5 protein-coding genes are annotated in these 23443 nt (G+C 47.9%); all 5 read right to left on the reverse strand.

Annotated elements, in window-relative coordinates; translation table 11 throughout:
- Positions 1–27 precede the first annotated feature (27 nt).
- Genes AC1DP6_RS19255 through AC1DP6_RS19275 form a run of 5 tightly spaced genes read right to left on the reverse strand, consistent with a single transcriptional unit; the run spans position 28 to position 22609 of the window.
- Positions 28–1431 (reverse strand): aspartate aminotransferase family protein, encoded by a 1404-nt coding sequence (locus AC1DP6_RS19255; protein ID WP_477056285.1) that lies wholly within the window; start codon positions 1429–1431, stop codon positions 28–30.
- A gap of 44 nt (positions 1432–1475) precedes the next feature.
- Positions 1476–6257, reverse strand: a complete 4782-nt coding sequence (locus AC1DP6_RS19260; protein WP_477056286.1) for an amino acid adenylation domain-containing protein — start codon at positions 6255–6257, stop codon at positions 1476–1478.
- A gap of 15 nt (positions 6258–6272) precedes the next feature.
- On the reverse strand, positions 6273–15773 hold the full coding sequence (locus AC1DP6_RS19265; RefSeq protein ID WP_477056287.1) for an amino acid adenylation domain-containing protein: 9501 nt from the start codon (positions 15771–15773) through the stop codon (positions 6273–6275).
- A 6-nt stretch (positions 15774–15779) separates the two neighbouring features.
- The gene (locus AC1DP6_RS19270) at positions 15780–20483 is read right to left on the reverse strand and encodes an aminotransferase class III-fold pyridoxal phosphate-dependent enzyme (RefSeq protein ID WP_477056288.1); all 4704 of its coding nucleotides are present in this window, start codon (positions 20481–20483) and stop codon (positions 15780–15782) included.
- The gene (locus AC1DP6_RS19275) at positions 20480–22609 is read right to left on the reverse strand and encodes an AMP-binding protein (protein ID WP_477056289.1); all 2130 of its coding nucleotides are present in this window, start codon (positions 22607–22609) and stop codon (positions 20480–20482) included. Before AC1DP6_RS19275 ends, AC1DP6_RS19270 begins: the two co-directional genes overlap by 4 nt.
- Positions 22610–23443 lie beyond the last annotated feature (834 nt).

Below are 23443 nucleotides of genomic sequence, written 5' to 3' on the forward strand. Positions count from 1 at the left end.
GCAAATATTAGCGGGCAGCCAGCGTACTTATAATACCGCCACCCTTTCTCCGTTTACAGCGGATTCGCATATTTCCAGCGCGGCTTTCATTACATCAAGGGCTGCATCGATAATAGGCATAGTGATGATCAGAGGAGGTACCAGGCGAACTACATTGTTATAGTGCCCACCCACTTCGAAGATCAATCCGCGTTGCATACACTCATTCCTGAAATGCTTTACCATGCCAGGGAAAGGTTCTTTCGTATGTTTATTTTTTACAAACTCCACTCCTATCATGAGTCCACGGCCTCTTACATCGCCGATGTAACTGCTGTTCTCCTGTAATTCTTTCAATCCGTTGATCAGGTATTCACCTGCTTTTTTCGTATGATCATTTACGTTATACTTATCAACGAAGTCGAAAGCGCCGTTGGTACCTGCCAGACTGGCCTGATTACCTCTGAAGGTACCGATGTGTGCACCTGGTCCCCAGGCTTCTATGTCCTTGCGGTAAATGATTCCTGCCAGCGGGAGACCTACGCCACCCAGGCCTTTTGATACGGTAATAATATCCGGAACAGCGCCGGTATGCATCCAGGCTAAAAATTCGCCGGAGCGGAAAAAGCCGCTTTGTATTTCATCAAAGATCACCAGCACATCATGTGCATGTGCCAGTTTCACCAGTGCCTCCAGGTAACCTTCTCTTGGCACAATATTGCCGCCTTCGCCCTGTATTGGCTCAATCACAATAGCAGCAGGTTTAGGAACACCGGAATGTCCATTCTCCAGCACATTTCTGAGGTAATCCACGCAGGCCATTTTGCAGTTCTTTTCTTCCAGCTTAAATGGGCAACGATAGCAATAGCTATAAGGCACAAAGTGTACGTTTGGCATCAGGGAGGTAATCCGGTTGCGGAAACCGGTATCAGAGGTGAGTGACAACGCACCTGCTGTCATACCGTGATAGCCGCCGGTGAAAGCAATGATGGTATCACGACCGGTTTTGATCTTGGCCAGTTTGAGAGCCGCCTCAATGGCGTCTGAACCGGTAGGTCCGCCAAAGCTAACCTTGTACTGATCTCTCAGTTCTTCCGGCAGATGGGCCAGTATTTTTTGAATAGCAGATAATTTATTTTCCGTAGGAAAGTCCAGTGCATGGATCAGCTTTTCCTGCTGGGCAGTTACATAGGCCAATACTTCTTCGTTGGAATGACCCAGATTCACCACGCCGGCACCGGCAAAAAAGTCGAGGAACTGATTGCCGTCCACATCCTCTATAATAGCGCCTTTGGCACGTTCAATAGCAATAGGAATACTCCTGGGGTATGACACGATACTTCCTTCTATTTGCTGCTGTAATGCCAGCAATTCCTGTGAGCGGGTACCCGGGATGGCCGGTGTAACGATCCGGGGTTTTTCAGAGAGATGAAATCCAGAGAAAACAGACATGATAGTTATTGGTTTATGGGTTTAGATAGTTTGGTTTGTGAGTGTTATTCAAACATTGAGTTCAGCGCATCTAATTCTTCCAGTGATAGTTCTTTATAGTCATAATCACTGGGTGTAAGCTCTTGAGTGGTGGTACCCGAACAAAGCGCCACTACTTCTTCCAGGGCATCCCTGTAAGCCTGCATCCAGTCGCTGATGGTTGCTTCCCTGAATTGTGCAGGATGATAATACACCGTTAATACTAACTGTTGCTGACGGAGGAAACCAATCAGTTCCAGGGAGTAGTCGCTATTGTTGAGTGGCGATTCTACCGCACCAGCTGCATCTTCCAGCAGGATAAAATCTCCATCCGGCAGATCATCACCGGTAGCACCGAGATAGTTAAATACCAGTTGTGGCTTTTCTGTATGTGGCAGCGGATCACCGGCAGCCAGGTATTTTGCAAGGCCATATCCGATACCGCCATGTGGCACCTTATGCAGCAATTCTTTGGTTTGTTTAATATGCTTCGGCAGGTCATGTACCTCCTCCAGGTTCAGGCAAATGGGATACTCACTGGTAAACCAGCCGATGGTACGGGCTACCGTGATATCATTAAAAATATCGGGGCGGCCATGACTTTCCAGTATCAACCGCATATGTTGCAGACCAAACACACGGGCAGTAGCAAGCCCCAGTGCCGCCAATAGTAAATCGTTGATATCCGTATTATATGCTTTGTGTGCCTGTGTAGTCAGTAAGCGGGTGGTATGCTCATCCAGGCGCACACTGTAAGTAGTAATATCTTTCACCGCAGCAGAGCGGATGTCGTGCCCATCGCAGGGGAAGCTACCTGCTTCCTGGTGCTGCAGCAACTGCCAGTAGGCGATTTCTTTCCTGAAATCAGGGGAGTTGGCATATTGCGTTAAACGTGTTGCCCACGTTTTAAAAGCATCTGTTTTAGCAGGCAGACTAACGGTAAGCGATTGTAGCGCTGCTTCGTACAAAGCGGAAAAATCTTCCAGTAATATTCTCCACGACACGGCATCTATTAACAGGTGATGTACCGTGATAAAGAGGTGATCTCCTTCCGGCATCCGGAAAATGGCTACCTGTAATAAAGGACCTTCCGCCAGATCGAGGGAGCCTTGCAACTGATCCGCGGTTTGCTCCATCAACAAGGAAGCATCCCCGGAATGGCGCCAATCATAGCTTTCTACGGCTACTCCTATGCCTGTTGGCCGCGTGTACTGCTGTACTTTTCCTGCTACCGTTTTAAAAACGCTTCTTAATACATCGTGAAAATCAACCAGCTCATTGATGGCCTTTTGTACAGCGCTGTTGTTCAACGGTTGCTTTGATTGCAGTAACACCGTTTGATTATAATGATGCGGTGCTGTTTTTTTCGCTGCAAAAAAATCGGCCTGAATAGGTATGAGCGGCACTTCTCCTGTCACGGCTCCCTGTTCTGCCGTTACTTTCAGCGGTTTTACCACGAGGGCCAGTTCCCTGATAGTGGGCAACTTCATAATATCTTTGATCTCTACTTTATATCCCTGCTTATAAATCTGCGAAGCCACCTGTATGGCGCTGATGGAATCCCCACCCGACTCGTAGAAATTATCGGTGAGACCTATTCTTTCTTTCTTCAATACCAACTGCCACGCAGTTGCCAGCACTTTCTCCACATCAAGCACCGGTGCAGTATAATCAGCTCCCGTTGCTACGGTGGCCGTATTCATACGCGACAACAGTTTGCGGTCTACTTTTCCATTGGCATTCACCGGTAATATTTCCAGTTCCTGGAAAATGCGGGGTACCATATACGGCGGAAGCTCTTTGGATAATAATTCTTTCAAACGAACTGTTTCCTGTGCCTGGCCTTCATGAAACACCACAAAAGCGCAGAGATATTTGCGGCCGTTCGTATCATCAGCGGCAATGACTGCAGCATCTTTTACGGCAGGAAGATGCGCCAGCTTCGCTTCAATTTCTCCCAGCTCTATCCGTTGTCCGTTTACCTTTACCTGGTAGTCTTTACGGCCATGGAACTCCAGTAACCCATCCGGACGATAACGCGCCAGATCACCGGTTTTATAAAGTCGTTGCGGTGTTGTGGCAAAAGGATCCATCATAAAAACGGCGGCCGTTTTTTCAGGATCACCGATATATCCGCGTCCTACGCCCACACCAGCCACACACACTTCTCCCACTACACCTACCGGGCACAAATTCATATAGTCGTCAACGATATAAGTATGCATATTGTAGATAGAAGTACCTATCGGTATCTGCTGCATATCATCCGGTATGCTGTCAAATACATACCAGCAGGTACCGTCTGATGCTTCTGCAGGTCCGTAGTCATTCACCACCGTGGTACCTGGATACAGGGCAAACCAACGCTTTACTGTTTCCGGCTTCAGGATCTCACCACCGCAAACCAGGCGCTGCACGGGCAGCAGATATTGCTGTGGATCTTTTTCCAGTATATCCAGTAAGAGGTTCAGATAAGTGGGTACTACTTGTAATACGGTCACCTGGTGCGCCACTACCCTGCGGAGAAATTCCTCTGCATTGTGGACGATATCATCGTTCAATACCAATGTGGTACCTCCTTTGATAAAAGCGGTGAAGAACTGCCATACCGAGATATCAAAACTATGAGAAGCATTTTGTACCAATACACTTTCTTCGTCCATGCCAAGATATTCCACGGTGGCCCATGCATGATTCATCATACCGGCATGTTCGCTCATAGCCCCTTTGGGACGGCCGGTAGAACCGGAGGTGAATACGGAAAAAGATAAACTTCCCGGATTCAAAAACAGCTCTGGATTTCTGTCTGCCACCATACGTGGTTCCAGCAAATCTTCCACATAAATGAGCGGGCAGTACTGTTGTATCCTTTCCGCCATTCCCGGGCTAACAAGCGCCCGTTCTGCCACTACGGCTTTTATCCCGGCATCTTCCAGGATGGAGATAATCCGGTTGTCCGGTAATTTCTTTTCAATGGGAATATAGGCACCGGAAAGTTTCCATATAGCCAGGATGGTCGCCGCCATATTTTCTGAACGATCCATGAATACCGCCAGGAAATCATCCTCACGGATAGTGATCTGTTCCTGTAAGGCGGCAGCCATGTTGTTTACGCGGCTGTTTAACTGTTGATAGGTCAACTGCCGGTCATCGCAGATGATGGCTGTTTTATCAGGTGTTTCCCTCGCATATTTTTCTACATAGTGATAGAAACTATTGCTCAGATCAAATGGCTTTTCGGTATCATTGAAATCCTGCAACAACTGTTTCCGTTCTTCCGGTGTGATCAGCACAATATCAGATAAATGCTGAGCAGCACCATCTGCTATCTGCAACAACACATGTTCAAAATGAACTACCAGTTGCTTTACATAAAATGCTTCCAGCAAAAGGGTATTATAGTTAAAGGAAACAACTGTTTCTGCAGCTAATTCCACCATAATATCCAGCGGGTAATTCGTTTGCTCATGGAAACTGATATTGTCCAGTTGCAGGGAAGATGCTCCGGACGCAGCCACCTTTGACACGGGGTAATTTTCAAACACCAATATGGTATCAAAGAGATCACCCTGTACGCCTGTCAGGCGTTGTATATCATTCAGCGCAGTATATTGATGCTCTCTGCACTGTAACTGTTCCTGCTGTATTTGTTGCAACCATGCCGCTACTTCCTGCTCCGGCTGCCATTGCGTAAATACCGGCAGTGTATTGATGTACATACCAATACGGCGTTCAATGCCCGGTAATTCCTCTGGTCTGCCGGAAACCGTTACGCCAAAAGTCACCGCTGCACGGCGGGTATAATGTTGTAACAGGCACGCCCACACGCCCTGCATCAGGGTATTTACAGTGATATGATTGCGCTGTGCATATGCTGCTATACGTGCTGTTACGGCGGTTCCCAGCTTTAATTGTTCCACCGCATACACACCCAATCCTTTTGTTCGTTCTGCCGTAGTCGTTACGAATGGCAGCAGGCAACCTTCATCCACGTCCCGGAGATAATTGCGCCAGAATTGTTCATCTGCTTCCTTATCTCGGGCTGCTATATAACGGATATAATCTTCGTATCTGTCTTCCTCTTCTTCCAGCAATTCCCTGCCGGCTGTCAACCGCTCATAGGTATCAATAAACTCTTCCATCAGGGTGGGCACAGACCAGCCATCCAGCAGGATGTGGTGATGTGTCCATACCATCCGGTAACGCTGCTCATCCAGGCGGATGAGGGCCAGGCGCATCACGGGAGCCTGTCTGAAATCAAATCCTTTTCGTTTGTCAGCTTCTTCATATGCTTTCAGTGCTTCCTGTTGTGCTTCGGCATCGAGGTGACGGAAATCAAGTTTTGTAACCGGTAAGGTAACAGACTGGGCCACACATTGCACGGGAATGCTGAAGGCATCATAATAAAAACTGCTGCGCAGGATACTATGCCTGGTGAACAGGTGTTGCCAGCTCCTGATGAAAATGGCTTCATCTGGTAGCAACAGGTCGCACGACAACTGGTTGATATAAGCACCAGTGCCGTCATCATACAAACCGTAAAAGAGCATCCCTTCCTGCAGCCCGCTTAAACGATATAAAGCGTTAACAGCTTCTGTATGCTTTTTATTTTTGGCAGCAGCCACATAATCCATCAGGGCTGCTTTATTTGTTTTAATGTAGGTGATGATTTCGCTGTTTTGCCTGATGGCATTGATTTCTTCCTTGCTCAGCTTCTTCCTGTTGGCCTTCAGGCTCAATGTATCGCCTTCTATTGCCAGTGAGAAATGCATGCTTTCAATATATTCCACAAATTCCTGGATAGTCATTTTTTATACTTGATTTTAGAAGTTCAGAATACTGTCCATGTCGGCTTCTTCGTCATCTGTTTCCTGTTTCATAAAGAAGAGATCCAGCTCTTCATTACTTACTTCAGCAGATAATCCATAGTCAGAAGGCGTGTATACGGTGCCGGACTGTTCTATACAGTGTTGTATCAATGCTGTCAGTATTTCCAGGTAGCGGTTGGCCAGCTCTTGAATGTTAGCTGCTTCAAAATGCCGGCTACTGTAATTCCATACCAGCACCAGCGCCCCACCTTCTACCATGGCCGTTACGGCTATCTTTTCACCAACACTGTTCAGCGGGCTTACGTTGGCATTGGAGGTATCTGCTTCATCCATGCCGTTGAACCATTGACTCCTACTCACCAGGTTGTCCAACTGCCCGAGGTAGTTAAATACAACATCCCAGGGATCATTGCCATGTAGTTGCGCTGTTTTACGGATATACTTCAGTACGCCATATCCCATGCCCTTGTCCGGGATGCTCCGGAGTTGCTCTTTCACATTCCGGATCAGGTCTTTTTCATTTTCGGAGCGTGTTACATCCAGCAATACGGGATAAAGATTCGTAAACCATCCTACGGTGCGGCTGATATCCGTGTCTGTTCCTACATCTTCCCTACCGTGTCCTTCCAGTCCGATCACCACGTTGTGATGGCCGCTCCAATCTGCCAGCAGTCTTGCCAGCGCCGCCAGCAGCATGTCATTGATATCTGTACGGTATACTTTTGAAACATCCTGTAATAGCTGATGAGTCAACGTAGTATCCAGCGAGGTGATTATGCGGCGTACATCCTTCACCGTTATAGCATCAGGGTAAGAAGTATCTACCGGCAACGCGGTATATGCCTGGGTGATTTTCTCCCAGTAGGGTTGCTGTAACGATAATCTTGAAGAGGCTGCATAATGTTCCAGCGACTGATACCATTGACGGTAGGAACCTGTCTTTTTACCCAGGTCTGCTACGTTACCATTAATGGCTGCCGTGATCAGCAGTTCTGTATCTTCCAGTAAGATCCGCCAGGATACGCCATCTACTGCCAGGTGATGGATGATGGTGAGCAACCTGTTGTCACGTACTTCCGCCGGGGTTTCCAGTAATACCACACGCATTACCTGTCCGGATGTAATATCCAGGCTTCGCTGATGTTGTTCCTCCAATGCGGTGATCAGCGCCGGCAACTCCTGAGGGGAAACATGTTTCAGATCTTTCACCTGCACCTGGATGTTCGTTGCTGATGTATACTCCTGTATCCAGCTATCACTGTGATGGTTATATAAAAAACGCAGGCTGTCGTGGTGTGCTACCAGTTGTGCTACTACCTCCTGCATCACCGCAGCTGTTACGGCTTTATTGATATTCAGCTGAATGCTCTGGTTAAAATGTGATATTACTGCCGGCCGGGTTTCAAAATACCATTGTTGTATCGGCAGCTGTCCGCTGGGCCCTGTCAGGTAGCCCTGTTCTGCAATAAATGCAGGTGTAACGGTTTGCCGTTCTATCAGCAATGCCGACAGCCTGGCGATCGTTTGATTATTAAACACATCCTTTGTGTGCAGGGAATATCCCAGGCGTTTTAACCGGCTGACCAATTGTATGGAGATGATGGAATCACCACCCAATTCAAAGAAATTATCGTGGATTCCCACTGATGCTATTCCCAGCAGGTCCTGCCAGGTATTGGCGAGTTGTTGTTCCAGTTCATTTCTCGGTGACGTATATACGCTGCCGGAAAGTGCAGCGGTATCCGGTACCGGTAATGCTTTCCTGTCTATTTTGCCATTGGGCGTCAGCGGCATACTATCCAGTGGTACCAGTAATGCCGGCACCATATAAGCAGGTAATTTTGCTTTGAGATAATCTGTTAAGCTATCCTTGTTCAATGAATCAGGCGATACGATATAGGCCACCAGTTGTTTATGACCGGCATGATCTTCTCTCGCCAGCACAACGGTTTGACTTACCTGCCCGCTTTGTTGTATAACATTTTCTATTTCGCCCAATTCTACGCGATAGCCTCTTATCTTCACCTGGTTGTCTTTCCTGCCAACAAACTCTATGGTGCCATCCGGCAGCCAGCGACCTAGATCACCGGTACGATACAGACGGGTATGTTGTTCGAAAGGATTGACAATAAAGCGGGTGGCCGTTAATTCGTCCTGGTTAAGGTATCCTATGGCCAGGCTGTCGCCACCAATAAATATTTCGCCGGAGGCGCCTGCCGGCATTAGCTGCAGGGCGTCATTCAGGATGTAAATCTGTGTGTTGCTGATAGGGCGGCCAATAGTAAGCACCCCTTTTTCAGCGGTTGGGTTCAGCGGTATAGAAGTAGCTACCACGGTAGATTCCGTAGGACCGTAATTATTAATGATCCGTAAATATGGGCTTGCCTTTTTCAGTTGATCACCACCAGTAAGTATCAGTGGCAATGTTTCATCCGCTGCTGTGATGTGATCCGCCAGTTGTTCGCAAATAGCGGTAGGTAAAAACGTATGAGTGATACTGTTATGATGAAAGACATGCAGCAAGCTATCCATATCCAATTTCAATTCTTCTGCTACAGGGTACAAACTACCACCATTCAACAGGTAGGGCCATATTTCCCAGACTGCTGCATCAAAGCCAATGCCTGCATACATGGTGCCACGGGAAGCAGCCGTTACATTAAAGGCATCGGTATGCCAGTAACAGAGATTGAGTAGAGACCTATGTGCTACCATTACCCCTTTGGGTTCGCCGGTAGATCCGGAGGTATAGATCACATAGGCCAGGTCTTCCGGCACAATAGATACATCACTGATGGTAGCAGGTAGTAACGCTACCCGTTGTTGCCAATGATCACTGACATGTAATGTTTTAACAGGTAGTTGCTCATCCGGCGTGGTGTTCAGGGCATCATCTGTGATGAGCAGCGCCGCTCTTGTATCTGACAGGATAAAGGCAATACGCTGATGCGGATACGCCGGATCTATGGGCACATATGCCGCCCCGGCTTTCAGAATAGCTGTAATGCTGATGATCAGTTCCGGAGATCTGGCCATACAAACCGCTACCAGTGAACCTTTTCCAATTCCTTCCTGAAGGAGATAATTAGCCAGCTGTCCGGAACGCTCATCCAGTTCACTGTAGGAAATCTGCCTATCATCGCTTACAATGGCAATGGCTGCAGGGTTGCTGCGTACCTGTATATCCAGTAAACCGGTAACGGTTTGCTCCAGGAGATAAGGTACTTTGGTATCATTAAAGTCTGCCAACTGTTGTTGTATTTCTGCAGCAGACAGCATAGGCAATTCAAGTACATGCAGGTGTGCCTGCTCAGGTATGGCCTGTAACAGGTTCATATAATGATGCACCAGACGCGTGATGGTATCATCAGTAAAAAGGTCTGTGCAATATTCCACGCTCAGTTGTAATCCGTTGCCGGTAACAAACCATTCAAAACTGATATCGAATTTGGCGTGTTCTTTTTCCAGCAGCACTTCTTCCACCTCAAGCTGATCCAGCATCAACGTGGACGCGGCAGCCGGCACATTATTTAATCCGAAGGCTACCTGGAATACCGGATTGCGGCTCATGTCCCGTTGAATAGTCAACTGATCCACTACCATTTCAAAGGGTACATCCTGGTGCATGAAAGCCGCGATAGTAGTTTCCTTTACCTGCTGCAGCATAGTGGTAAAAAGCGGGTTGCCGGTAAAATCACTGCGCAGTGCCATTGTGTTTACGAAGAAGCCAATCAGTGACTCCAGTTCTGGCCGCAGGCGGCCGGCAACAGGAATACCTACACAGATATCGTGCTGATTGCTGTGTCGGTGCAGCAGTACTTTAAACACCGTCAGCATAGTGGTGAACAACGTTACACCCTGCTTTTCTGAAAATGATTCCAGCGCTTCACAGATATTTTTTGCAAGATGATAATGCTTTACAGCCCCACGGGTGCTCTGCATGGCAGGACGTATAAAATCTGTTGGCAGCTGCAAAGGTTCTACCCCGTACAATTGTCCCTTCCAGTAATTCAACTGTGTCGCCAACAGTTCTTCTTTGATATTTTTGCGCTGCCAGATCGCATAGTCTGCGTACTGTAACGACAGCTCTGGTAAAACGGGGGTATGTTGCTGTACCCTGGCGCTGTATAAAACCGCCAGTTCATTGGCCATCAGCGGTATGGACCACCCGTCCGATCCAATATGATGCGTCACTATCAGCAGCAGGTGTTCGTTCCTGTTGAGGCGAATAAGTGTTGCACGCATCATGTGATCTGCTTCCAGGTTAAAGGAAGTTTGTATTTCCTCCCGGATAAACGCCTCTAATTCCGTTTCATCAGTAAAATAGGCGGCATCTAAAAACTCCAGTTGCCAGCCATTTTCAGGCAATACCTGTTGATACCCCTTGCCATTTTCTTCCCGTATCACCGAACGTAACACTTCATGCCGGTTCACGATTTGCTGTAATGCATATTGTAATGCCGGTGCATTTATAACACCTGTCAGCTTCAGCAAAAATGGAAGATGATAAGGAAGCGAGCCGGAGAAACGGTCTACAAACCAAAGCCGTTCCTGAGAAAAAGATAGAGGGATAAATGCGTCTCTTTCCTGTACGCCCAGTGTTGCAGCGATTGTTGGTGCGTCCTCACGGTCATGAATAAACGCAGATAATGAAGCGATGCTCGTATAAGTAAAAAAGTCCCTGATGCTGATTTCCAGGTCCAGCTCACTGCGGATAGCGGACAATACCCGCACCGCCAGTAACGAATGGCCACCCAGTTCAAAAAAATCAGCGGTCACGCTCACCGTTTCCACCTGCAACAATCGTTGCCAGATAGCCACCATACCGGCTTCCACCCGGTTGCGTGGCAACACCATATCTTTTGCAACGATGGCCGCTGCATCCGGCATGGGTAATATTTTGCGATCTACTTTACCATTGGCTGTCAGCGGAAACACCTCCAGCACCATGATATGTGCAGGCACCATATAAGCAGGCAACTGTGCGGACAACAATGTTTTGAGTTGTTGTTCATCCATCCTGCACCCGGCATCCAGTGTAACATAAGCATACAATGCCGGCAGATGATCTGCACCTTCCCTGTCCATCACCACCGTTTCTTTTACACCAGGCAAATTATTCAGCCGCTGCTCTATTTCTCCCAGTTCAATCCTGTAACCACGGATCTTTACCTGGTAATCTTTTCTGCCGGTAAACTCAATGGAACCATCAGGCAGGTAACGGGCCAGGTCACCGGTTTTATATAAGCGTCCACCGTCCTGTGTGAAAGGATCGATTATAAATGAGGTGGCTGTTTTAACCGGATCATTCAAATATCCTCTGCCTACGCCAACACCCGCCACCCATATTTCACCTACCACTCCCAGCGGACATAGTTCTCCATTTTTATCTACAATATAAATACGCAGGTTCTGTAATACCTTACCAACAGGAATACTGCTGCCGGCAGGAACCTGATCCATGATATGCTGCGTAATCGTATCTGATGCCTCCGTAGGTCCGTAACCGTTCACCAGCTTTATACCGGGAAAGGCAGCAAACCATCGTTCTGCCAGGCTCTTCTTCATCGTTTCTCCCCCTACCAGCATATACTTCAGGGCAGTAAACACCGACTGCTTCTGAACCGGCAGTTCATCCAGCACCAGCGATAAATATCCTGGCACTATTTCCATCATCGTAATACCATCCGCGGTCACCTGCTTCAGGAATTCGTCCGGTCTTAATACGGTATCCTGGCTATAAATAACGGTAGTTCCACCACACAACAGCGCGGCAAACGACTGGAAAATAGAAATATCAAAACTCTGAGAAGCATTCTGCGCTATGCGGCACTGATCATCTGCTTCCAGCTCCCTGAGACGTGCATACTGGTGATTGATCATCCCCTTATGTTCTACCATCGCCCCTTTGGGTTTTCCCGTAGAACCGGAAGTATATATTACATAGGCGAGTTGGCTGTTATCCTTTCCGGTATTACTTTTCAGAAAGATGCCTTCCTGATATGCTTCCCGACTGTCGGCATATACAACATGCTCCAGCAACGGGCAGGCTGCCTGCAAAGCAGTAGCTACCGTGCTATATTTTTTTTCTGTGATCAGTACTTTTACGCCTGCATCTTCCAGTATCATTTTCAGCCGCTCCTCCGGTAACTCCGGATGCAGCGGCAGGTATGCGCCACCGGCTTTCCATATACCGTAAATAGCCTGCGGCAGTAAAGGACTTCTGTCTGATAATACGCCCACAATATCCTCATGTTGCAACTTTGAGGCGGACACCAGGTAGTTGGCCAATTGCTCCGCCCCCTGTTTAAGTTGCGTATAGTCGACCACGTTATTGTTATGCTTTATGGCAATCCGGTGGGGATAGCGGATAGCAATTTCATCTATCAGTTCATCCATTGTTTTATCCTGGGGGAACGGATAAGCCTTGTCATTGAAATCCTTCAACAGCGTAGCTTCCGATGCCGTTATAAACGGAATGTCAGCAATCTTGCGATAAGGATTTTCCAGTATCGACAACAACACCTGTTGGTAATGTTGCGCCATGCGCAGGATTGTTTCCCGCGTAAAAAGATCACTGCAATAACCCAGGTTTACCTGCAGCGCGCCTTTTGTTTCCACTACCGCCACATCGAGGTCAAATTGTATGGCCCGCTCTTCCAGGTCTATTTCACTGAGGGCAAGGTCGCGGATGCGGAACAGCTCGGCCCCGCCACCACTGTGCAGTGTAAACGACACCTGGAATACAGGACTCCGGCTGAGATCCCGCTGTGTGCCTACTACTTTTTCGAAAGGCACTTCCTGGTGCGCATAGGCCTGCAGGAGGGACTCTTTTACAGATAACAACAGGTCATGTACCCTGCCGCTGCCCGACTCACCCACCTGCGTACGCAAGGCCAGCAGGTTGAGGAAGAAGCCTATCAGCGGTTCCAGTTCGGCATACGTTCTGTTGGCCACAGGTACACCCACACAAATGTCCTGCTGCCCGCTGTAACGTGCCAACACTATTTTAAATGCCGACAGCAACAACACATAAAGGGTTACCCCTTCCTGTCGCGCCAGCATATTTAATTGTTTGTGTAACGATTTATCGAGATGAAAACACACCATTCCACCGGCGGTACTTTGAATAGCCGGCCGCGCAAAATCGGTGGGTAGTTCCAGCGGTGATAATCCTTCCAACTGTTGCTTCCAAAAGCCCACTTCTTTGTCCAACACCGCATCCGTCAGCAGTTTGCGCTGCCATATGGCATAATCCGCATACTGCAGGGGCAGCGGTGCCAGTTCAGGCTCCCGATGTTCTGTATGGGCTACATAAAATGCCACCAGCTCATTCATGATCACCGGAAAAGATCCTCCGTCTGTAGCAATATGGTGCATCACCAACAGCAAGAGATGTTCGTTATCAGACCGGCGGATGAGTGTAGCCCGCAGCATCATATCTTTTCGCAGATCAAAGGGCAGCATCACCTGCTGATGGAGGAGCTCCTGCAAGGCGCTTTCTCCGTTCAGCGCCGTAGCATCTGTGTATTGCATTTGCCAGGTATCGGCAGGTATTACCTCCTGGAATGCTTCGCCGTTCTCTTCCCGGATCAGTGTACGTATCACTTCATGCCGCTGCACAATGCCTGACAAAGCATATTCCAATGCGGCAATATCCAGCTTACCCGACAACTTCAGCAGTGCAGGTAAATGAAAGGGCACACTGCCCTGCAGACGATGAATGAACCATACCCTTTCCTGTGAAAAAGAAAGCGGTATATGATTACCACGCTCACCCGGAACAGGGCGTTCGCCAGTATCCGTTTCCGTTAGGTTGGCAATAAAAGTCGCCAGCAACGCCGGCGTACTGTGTATAAAAATATCTTTGAGAGACAAGGTAAGACCAAAGGCATCGTTCATCACGGCCGTGGTACGTGCTGCCAGCAAAGAATGTCCGCCCAGCGAAAAGAAATCATCTGCCGGACCTATATTATCCTGTTTCAACGTTTCTTTCCAGATGCTGATGATCCGGGCCTCTGTTTCGTTAGCGGTAGCCTGGCTGTCGTAATGATCTTCCGGCAACCGCAGGGCAGCGATATCCAGCTGACCATCCGCCAGTTCCGGGAAAGATGGCAATACCACAAAGTAACGCGGCATCCGGGATGCGGGCACGTATACACTCAGCCACTGACGCAAACCAGCAGGAGTTATCTCTTCATTTTCTTTTGGCGTTACAAATACCGTTACGCCAGGATGGGTATGTCCGAATGACAACATTACTGCTGCCTGGTATACTAACGGATGTGCGTAAACGATTTCCTCTATTTCATCCGGCGTGATCACCTGGTTGCCGCTGCGTACCTCCCGGTGTTGCTGGTTGATCAGCTGTATTTTTCCGCCGGGTATAAAGCGGGCATTGTATCCCGTGGGAAATAATTTTTGAGAAACAGGGGAATCCTGATTAAATAATACCGGGTTCGTCAAACAATTGTTTTCTACCTGCAGACTACCTTTTACATTCACCGGTGCCGGTTTGCCTTTTTCATCCAGTATCGCGATCCTCGTTTTGCCAAATGGCCGGTGTAAGGATAAGCTGTCTGTGATATCGGCATCTGTTACTTCGGCTGCGTCCATATACCCGCTGGCAATGGATACGGGCAGGCCTAACAACTGATAGGTATGCGACACCACCGGGATATGAGGGTACTGTTTTTTCCATGCTTTCACCAGGTGGCGGTTAACACGGTGGTGGCAACTGATGATCAGCCTGCCGGTATCACCATTGATGATATGCCGGAATGATCCGGGGCGGTGCAACCACTCTCTCACTCCTTTTACATTCAGTTTCAACGCCACTTCGCCATGACTACCGCCTGGCGTGTTTTTGTCCATAAACTGCAGGGTTGCTTTTCCGGAGATAGCCGGTAGCCACCACTCCAGCAGATCGTGGTACTGACGGACAGTATCCGTTAGCAGCCGCTGAGAAGCAGTGATCCCAAATTCACGGATGATATGTTGTAAGTGCTCTGTGAGCACCGGATAATCAACTATAAAAGCGGCGGCCTCCCCCGGAAGGGTATTACGCAAAACGATACCGCCTGTTGTTGCGTATGGTGGTTCATCTTCCGCCAGCACCAGGCTGGAAGGAAGAATGTACCCCTCCGCATCGTATATAATCATTCGTTCGGATGCAAACTGTCCGCTGTAACATTTCTCAGATAATATCACCGCCTCTTTCCAGTTGCTGATTTCCTGTTTTAAGACATCATCTGCATCCGGGTGCAGGAAGGAACAATAGCCACCTGCTTCTATTACACTTAACGCCAGCGTTAACCGCGTAATGGGATCATCTGCCACGATAAATACAGGGCGACCTGCGGTCACTTTCAGCATCACCACATTATTCCATACCGCTTCTGCCAGTCCGCCGTAACTGAGCGTTGTACTCCCATGTATAACTGCTGTTTTATCTGCTTCTACCGCAGGTAAAATTTTTCCTGATCTGATGTTCATGTTATATTACCGGGTTGCGGCAACAGGCAGTGAATACTGCCTGTTGCCCATATCTATTTCTGTAGCAATACGCGGCGGGGTCAGTGTAGTATCTGCCGCCAGCAGCGATGAAAAAGAGCAATCCTGGTAACGGATAATATCCGACAACCTGGTACGTATATCCAGCAGATAGTCTTTAAGCGGTGTTTCAGGCTGCAGGTGGCTGTAGAATGGCAGCATGCTTACACATTGTCCTACCAGGCAGTTCTCCCCCATACGGGCCTGTCCTGCGGAAGGAATGCCAATAACAAAAGCATGTTGTCCGCTCAGTTTGTAGAGCAAAATATTATAGGCAGCCAATAACAGGTTGAACAAGGTCAGTTTTTCCTGCTGTGCCAATGTAGTCAGTTGTTTCCGGAGCGATGCATCCAGGGTGATCGTAAAGCTGCTCCCCTGCTTGCCGGTATTAGCCGTCACCAGTCGGTCTGCCGGCAGCTCAATAGCCGGATAGTCCTGCTGAAATGCTGCTTTCCAGAATGCTTTACCTGCTTCGTCCTGTTGTTGCACCTGTTGCCATTCGTTGAATTTTTCTATCGCCACGGTGGATGGCAGCGATACCGGTTCTTTGCCGGTGATAGCAGAATAGGCCTGCCCGATTTCACTCCAGATGATTTCGATGGACCAGCCATCTGCCACGAGGTGATGGGCAGTCATCAGGAGGCTATGATGTGTTTCATCGTTTTCCAGTAAAAGAAAACGTATGAAAGGACCTTGTTGCAGATCGAAAGCCTGTTGCCCGTTTTCGCGCAACAGATCTGTGGTGGTGATACCCTGTTCCTGTAAGGCCAGTAGTTCCGCCGCTGTAATCGTTTTAATAATAGCTGCTGCTTTTGTTGCTACCAGCATACCCTTTGCACTGACCTTAACGGTTCTCAGCGCCTGGTGCCTGTTTACAACAATATCAATGGCTTCATGCAAAGCGTTTTTATCAAGCGCACCTGTAAGGGTAGCTACCTGGTTTTCATTAAAAGCGCTGGAAGCTTCCGGATCAGATGCGGCGAGCGCATACAGTTGCTCCTGTTCTTCCGTAAAGGGGATCTCCGACATTACCACCGTGACGGTTGGTCCGGCAGTTACCCAGCCACCGTCCAGCATCTCTGTTACTGACCTGGTAGCAGCCTGGTAGATATAATCTATCTGCTCTTCTGAATGTGCTGCAGAAATAAAACAGTTGCGTCCTTCCCATACATATACCCCGTTGGCCAGCAGATGCTGATAAAACAGCTCCCAGTTACCTTTCAGCACAAAACGAAACAGCGAACCAAAATTTACAACGGAAATGGGTACACGCTTTTCAGTAAAGAACTGATTCAGGTGTGCTGCCAGTTTCGCAGTGCGCGCATTCAGTGTTTCCTGTAAGCCGGGGCCCTGTTGTTTCAGATACGTCAGTATCTGCCACGCGGCCTGCATGGTGAGCGGGTGCTGGTTAAAGGTACCGGCTACAAAAGTGGTGGTTTTTTCGGGGTAAGACTGATCGCCAAACTGCCACATACCACCATCTATCGCATCCATGAATTTTGCACTGCCTCCCACTACGCCCACCGGCATACCACCACCTACAATTTTTCCGTAGGTGACCAGATCCGCTTTTACGTCAAACCAGGCCTGTGCACCGCCCTGGTGAATGCGGAAACCGGTAATTACTTCATCTATGATCATGGCGGCACCAGCCGAAGCGGTAATCTCTCTTACCGCATGGAGGAAATCACGCGGCTGTATATCCGGTCTGCGGCTTTGCACCGGCTCTACCAATACTGCTGCCAGCTCATGGGCATGCTCCCTGATGAAATCGAGGGATGCCGGCGTAGCGTAATCAAGTACCACTACATTGCTCACATAATTGTCCGCAATGCCTGGCGCCAAAGGAATGGAAGACGCAGGATCAAGCGCGTTAGCCAGTGCCAGCACGCCATCGAAAGTACCGTGGTAAGCGCCTTTGAAAAGCACTACCTTATTACGACCCGTGGTGGCTCTGGCCAGCCTGAGTGCAACCATTACTGCTTCGGAACCTGAATTATAAAATGCCACCCTTTCCACACCAGTCATTTCTGAAATGAGCGATGCTACTTTACCTGCTGTTTCCACCATCGGGCCTACCGGGAATCCCTTCTCCAGTTCGGCCATTAAAGCAGCCTTTATGAACGGAGGATTATATCCCAAGAGGTTAACCCCAAAGCCCATCGTAAGATCTACATACTGATTGCCATCAAGGTCCATAATATTGGCGCCGCTACCTTCTGCTGCAATGATCTGGTAAGTGATCTCTTTCAGCTCAGGGCGGAAGCCTGCTACATTCCTGTTATTGGCCAGCACGCCGCGATACTGCTGGGTAGATGTTTTACTTCTGGCGGTACGTTGATTAATACGGGCAGCCAGCTGCTGCAGGTGTTGTTGTTGTTGGGGAGATAGGTTATGATCGGATTTTTTCTCTACTTCTCTATAAGGCACAAAGTAGTTGATCTGCGACGGCCTTGCAGCAGCAACAGTGGCTGTTGCTGCCGGCGTAACAGTCAATGCCGGTTGCACGGTGCCTGTTGCCGCGAGGTGTTCCAGCAGGTAATCTGCGAGCCTGCTCAGCGTAGTCAGTTTATCATAAAACTGCGATAATTCCACCTGCTGTTTCCACTCTTTGCGTATGCCCTGAATCAATTGCATGATGATCAGGGAATCCAGTCCGAGCTGAAAAAAGTCGGCATCTTCGCCTATATCTTCCGGCTTCAGATCGGTATCCTTGGCGATCATTGTCCGCACCGCCTTATAAATATCCGCGCGTGTATGCGTAGCCGTTATCACTGCTGCTACCTGCACAGGAGCTGCTACCGGAGCTGCCTGATCGTAGGTAACCCAGCAACGTACTTCGTTCAGCGGATAAGTGGGTAGTGCTATCCGGGTAATACGTTTCCCTTTATATAACAACTGCCAGTTGATACTACCACCTTCCAGGTACAATGCAGCCAGCTCCTGCAGCTGATCATAACTCTGCTCGCTGATATGGGAACGCCTTTCAGCCTGTAATAACAACGTATCTGCTTTCCGCAATGCCTCCTGCAATTGTGCAACGTTGTCTGTTACAACTGCCAGCCGCCAGGAATAATGTGCCCTGCCGGTATTGTTGGCATAACAGATCGTTTCCAGGTTGTCTTCTTTTTTATCTTCCAGCCACGATACATAACTATTGGCCAGTACCAGCAAATCTTCCCTGCTGGCAGCGGATAATGTAAACAGTTGTGGTGTAGCTGTATGACGCTGATCTTTAGATGCTGCCGGAATGTATTCTTCCAGCACCACGTGTGCATTGGTGCCACTGATACCAAAAGAACTGATACCACAACGGCGGATATCTGCCGTTGTCAGCTTCCAGGGAATGCTTTCTGTATTGATATAAAAAGGAGAATCCTTGAGTGTAATTTCACGATTAGGTGCAGTATAATTAATGACAGGAGGTATCTGTTTATGCTGCAATGCCAGTATACACTTGATCAAACCTGCAATACCAGCAGCTTCAAACAGGTGACCAATATTACTTTTTACAGCGCCCAAAGCACAACCCTGCACAGGTGCATTTGCACCAAACGCATCACTCAGGGCCTGGAACTCTATCGGATCTCCCAGAGATGTACCTGTACCATGTGTTTCAATATAAGTAATCGTAGCCGGGTCAATGGAGGCCGCTGCCCACGCACTTTTCAACACAGCTTCCTGCGCAGCGAGATTAGGTGCGGTGATGCCGGCGGAGGTGCCATCCTGATTAATGGCGGAACCTTTAATTACTGCATGTATACGGTCACCATCAGCGATGGCTTTATCCAATGGTTTCAACAACACTACTGCCACACCTTCTCCTACACCGGCGCCATCTGCAGCAATATCAAATGCCCTTGTTCTGCCGGCAGGTGATTCAAAACCTACTTCATATTTTCCCTTTTCCGGCACCAGGTATACCCGTCCGCCACCGGCGAGTGCCATCTCACAGTCGCCATTCATTAATCCTTTACATGCCTGGTGTATAGCCACCAGGGAAGAGGAACAGGCAGTATCAATGGTAATTGCCGGACCTTTGAGGTCCAGGAAATAAGAGATGCGGCTCGAAGTAATGGCATTATTATTACCAGTGAGTGCTAGAGCACTTACATCCTGGTATCCACTGGCAATCATGTCGAGGTACTGGCTGTAGGTATGATCTCCGGACACGCCCATATATACACCGGTGCGATCATCTGCCTGGTCATTACCCAGGTAGCCGGCATCTTCCATTGCCTGCCAGGATGTTTGTAACAGCATGCGTTGCAATGGATGCATTAATGCTGCTTCTTTCTGTTTGAATTTAAAAAAACGGGGATCAAATTTATCAATATCTTCCAGGTAGGCGGCTTCTCTGAACTGGGGCGCTACAGCGCCTTTGCCGGCAGCACGCAGGTAATCCAGCGCGTCTGTGGCACGTTGTTCCGGAAAAGGTCTTATATGATCACGCCCTGCAACAAGATTTTCCCAATAAGCTGCAGGTGTATCTGCCTGCGGAAAACGCAGAGCAATGCCAATCACCGCAATGTCGGCATAGCCACGGCTTTTATCTTGCAGCTGCTGGCCTAACCGTGTTTTATATTCTTCAATTTTTAAATACGCTTTCTGCAGCGGACTAAGTTCCGCTATTCTTTCTTCCCGGGTTATCATAGTAAATTTTCATTAAGGAGTAAAGCAATTTCTTCATCAGATAAGGAGGCCACTCTTTCGAGCAGACCCACAGCAGCAGTTTCCCTGGCAATGATGGCGGATGGTATATGCACTGCCGCGGGGAATAATGTCTTTTCTATGAACAGGGCCAATCTTTCTATAACAGGATATTTATATAGCACCCCGATACCTACCGGGATATTTAGTTTACGTTCCAATATTACTTTGAGCTGCATGGCGTGCAATGATTTCAGCCCCTGGTCCGTGAGTGGCTGCAACAGATCTATTTCCTGCGCAGATACTTTTATGAGCAGTGCCACTGTTTCCCGCAACCACTGTGCTATGGCCTGCACCCGCGCAGCATGCGGTTCATCCTGCCATTGCCGCAGGAAAACATCGCCGGACAATGCCTTCAGTTCATTCAATGTATCGTCAAATTCTCCATTGCGGAAACGTTGTATCAATTCATAGTGCTGTATTTTTCCGCTGGTAGTTTTAGGAATTTCCCTTACCGGCACTACGTGATCCGGCACAATAGAAAGCACGTCGCCCAGCTTCTCTGTGATGGCTTCTTCCAAAACAGCAAATGCAGGTAACTGTCCTTTGAACAATACAAATACCGCTAACTTTTCTTTTTCATTACCATTTCCGGGAATACCAACTGCCACTACTTTTCCGGCGGAAATACCTGGAACATCAAAAAGAATACGTTCAATATCGTGGTGGTAATAATTTTGTCCGTGCAGGATGATCATGTTTTTATGCCGGCCGGTGATCACCAACATCCCGTTGGCTTCCTGGAAACCCAGGTCACCGGTTCTTACCCAGTTATCGGAGGTGAGGATAGCATTTGTAGCAGCCTCGTTGCGATAATAACCGGATGTAACATTTAATCCGCTTATCTGAATATGGCCTACAGTACCAAATCGAAGTACTTCATCTTTGTCGCCGCAAACCCTTACTCTGCAATGGGTTGCTGGAAATCCCACTTCTACAAAACCTACTGTACCTGTATGTGCATTTTCCTCCGCAATCACTTCGTCACCTATTCCTAATGCATCCCGTTGCAGATACAGTTCCCGTACAGGTGTTCCCTGCTTGCTCAGTGTTACACACACAGATGCTTCTGCCAGTCCATACCCTGGTGCAATACAAACAGGCGATAAGCCATAACTTTGCAGCCTGCTGGTAAATCGCCGGCATACTTCCGCAGAAATAGGCTCAGCACCATTAATAATCATTTTCACAGAAGACAGATCCCAGTTACCCACGGGTTTGTTATCCAGTGCTTCAAGGAAATATTCATATCCAAAATTGGGAGAATACAAAATGGTGGCCTTATGCTTGTTCACAGATTCCATCCAAAGCAGTGGACGGCGGATGAACAAGGCAGTAGGCATCAGGTATTGGGTACAACCTGTGAGTACACCGGTCAGGTGAAAACAGATCATCCCCATATCATGCGTGAGCGGCATCCAGCTAAGCTCTTTATCTTCGGCGGTCAGCTGTTTACGTTCCGCTAAATCAGTAGTATTATAAAAGAGATTGCGATGGGTGAGCATGACTCCTTTGGGTGACCCTGTAGATCCGGAAGAATATTGTACAAAAGCGAGGTCGTCTGCTAAAGGGGTACGCAACTCAGGCGTGTCCGGCTGTTCTTCAAATGACATCCCGGCGTCTATAATGCTGTGCTGTAGCGCCAGCACATCAGTTCCTGGTAAATCCGTCTGTATATAGGTAATCAATCGCTGTACATGATCACTCCCTGCAAAAAGATAAGGACGTTTTAAATTTTCGCGGATCTTCAGCACTTTCAGTTTGTGTTCATTTTTATTACCGGTGGATACGGGAATGGGGATGATACCCCCTAATATACAGGCCCAGAAAACAGTCAGTAATATTTCGCTGTCATCTTCCTGTATGATCAGTTCATCAGCGGCATGCAGCCCTTTCTCCTGCTGGAGGTAGTAAAGGCATTGTTTTGCTCTTCTGAATAACAAAGCATAGGAAACAAATACTTCCTGCTCTCCGCCTTTTATAAATACGATTCCTTTACTTTCTTCCTGCTGCAGTCGTGACAACATATCTGTCAGCAGTACACATTCCTGATGTAGAAAATTGTTCATAGGGCTATATCGTTCTATATTTTATATAATAAAATGAGTCAAAGAAGCAATAGAATGCTGAGCCAAAACGGCGCACATTTTATTCACGGAAATAAAATGGCGCACGTTTTTGGCAAGCATCACCCTCACCGCACCGGAAAGGTGCAGCAGGTTATAGCAGACGTTTGAAGCATCAGGTATCACAGCAATGTTCCACCAGCGCTGTTAGCCGGGCTGCAAACGTTTAGCTCTGTTTAAGTGAAGAGATTTCCTGGTGGTTGATCAATGGAATAATTACTATATGCCAGGGTGTGACATCACGGCTCAGTTACAGTTACACTTGTCTTCCCGACATGCAGAATTCTCTCCATGATCAATGTGACGAACTCTTTTTAGGATACTAACATCATACTTCTTGCTCTAATCTAATCATCAATAGGGTTTCTTTAAATTCTAGTCGTTGTTTTTATATTTTAACGATACAATAAAGCTCTGACATGCAGGTGGCGCCTGCATTTTATAAATAAGCGTACAGTTATCACCATTGTGTGACATAGTAAAGCTATACGACATAGAATGTCATTTCAATAACATAATTATCGATACAGCGAAGAAGAGGCGGTTTCTTCACAGCACATAATTTTATGTCCTGGGGGATAATAATGTTTGTATTAACAGCAACAGCTATTCAAGGGTCTCATAAGTCATTTTTCTTTTGGGTGAATTAAAGTCAGGGGGAACCTGCAGGCTAATACAGTATATTCCGTGTATACTATCCTAACCTTTCTCAGTAACTCGATAAAACAGATAATTAAAAGATGTAAGGCAAAATGTTTTTCAAGTAACCAAAACAAT

This window comes from Chitinophaga sp. 01L420 (assembly GCF_056399985.1).

Coding starts and splice junctions, on each gene's coding strand:
- AC1DP6_RS19255 (WP_477056285.1), bottom strand. CDS start 1,431: ATGTCTGTTTTCTCTGGATTTCATCTCTCTGAAAAACCCCGGATCGTT.
- AC1DP6_RS19260 (WP_477056286.1), bottom strand. CDS start 6,257: ATGACTATCCAGGAATTTGTGGAATATATTGAAAGCATGCATTTCTCA.
- AC1DP6_RS19265 (WP_477056287.1), bottom strand. CDS start 15,773: ATGAACATCAGATCAGGAAAAATTTTACCTGCGGTAGAAGCAGATAAA.
- AC1DP6_RS19270 (WP_477056288.1), bottom strand. CDS start 20,483: ATGATAACCCGGGAAGAAAGAATAGCGGAACTTAGTCCGCTGCAGAAA.
- AC1DP6_RS19275 (WP_477056289.1), bottom strand. CDS start 22,609: ATGAACAATTTTCTACATCAGGAATGTGTACTGCTGACAGATATGTTG.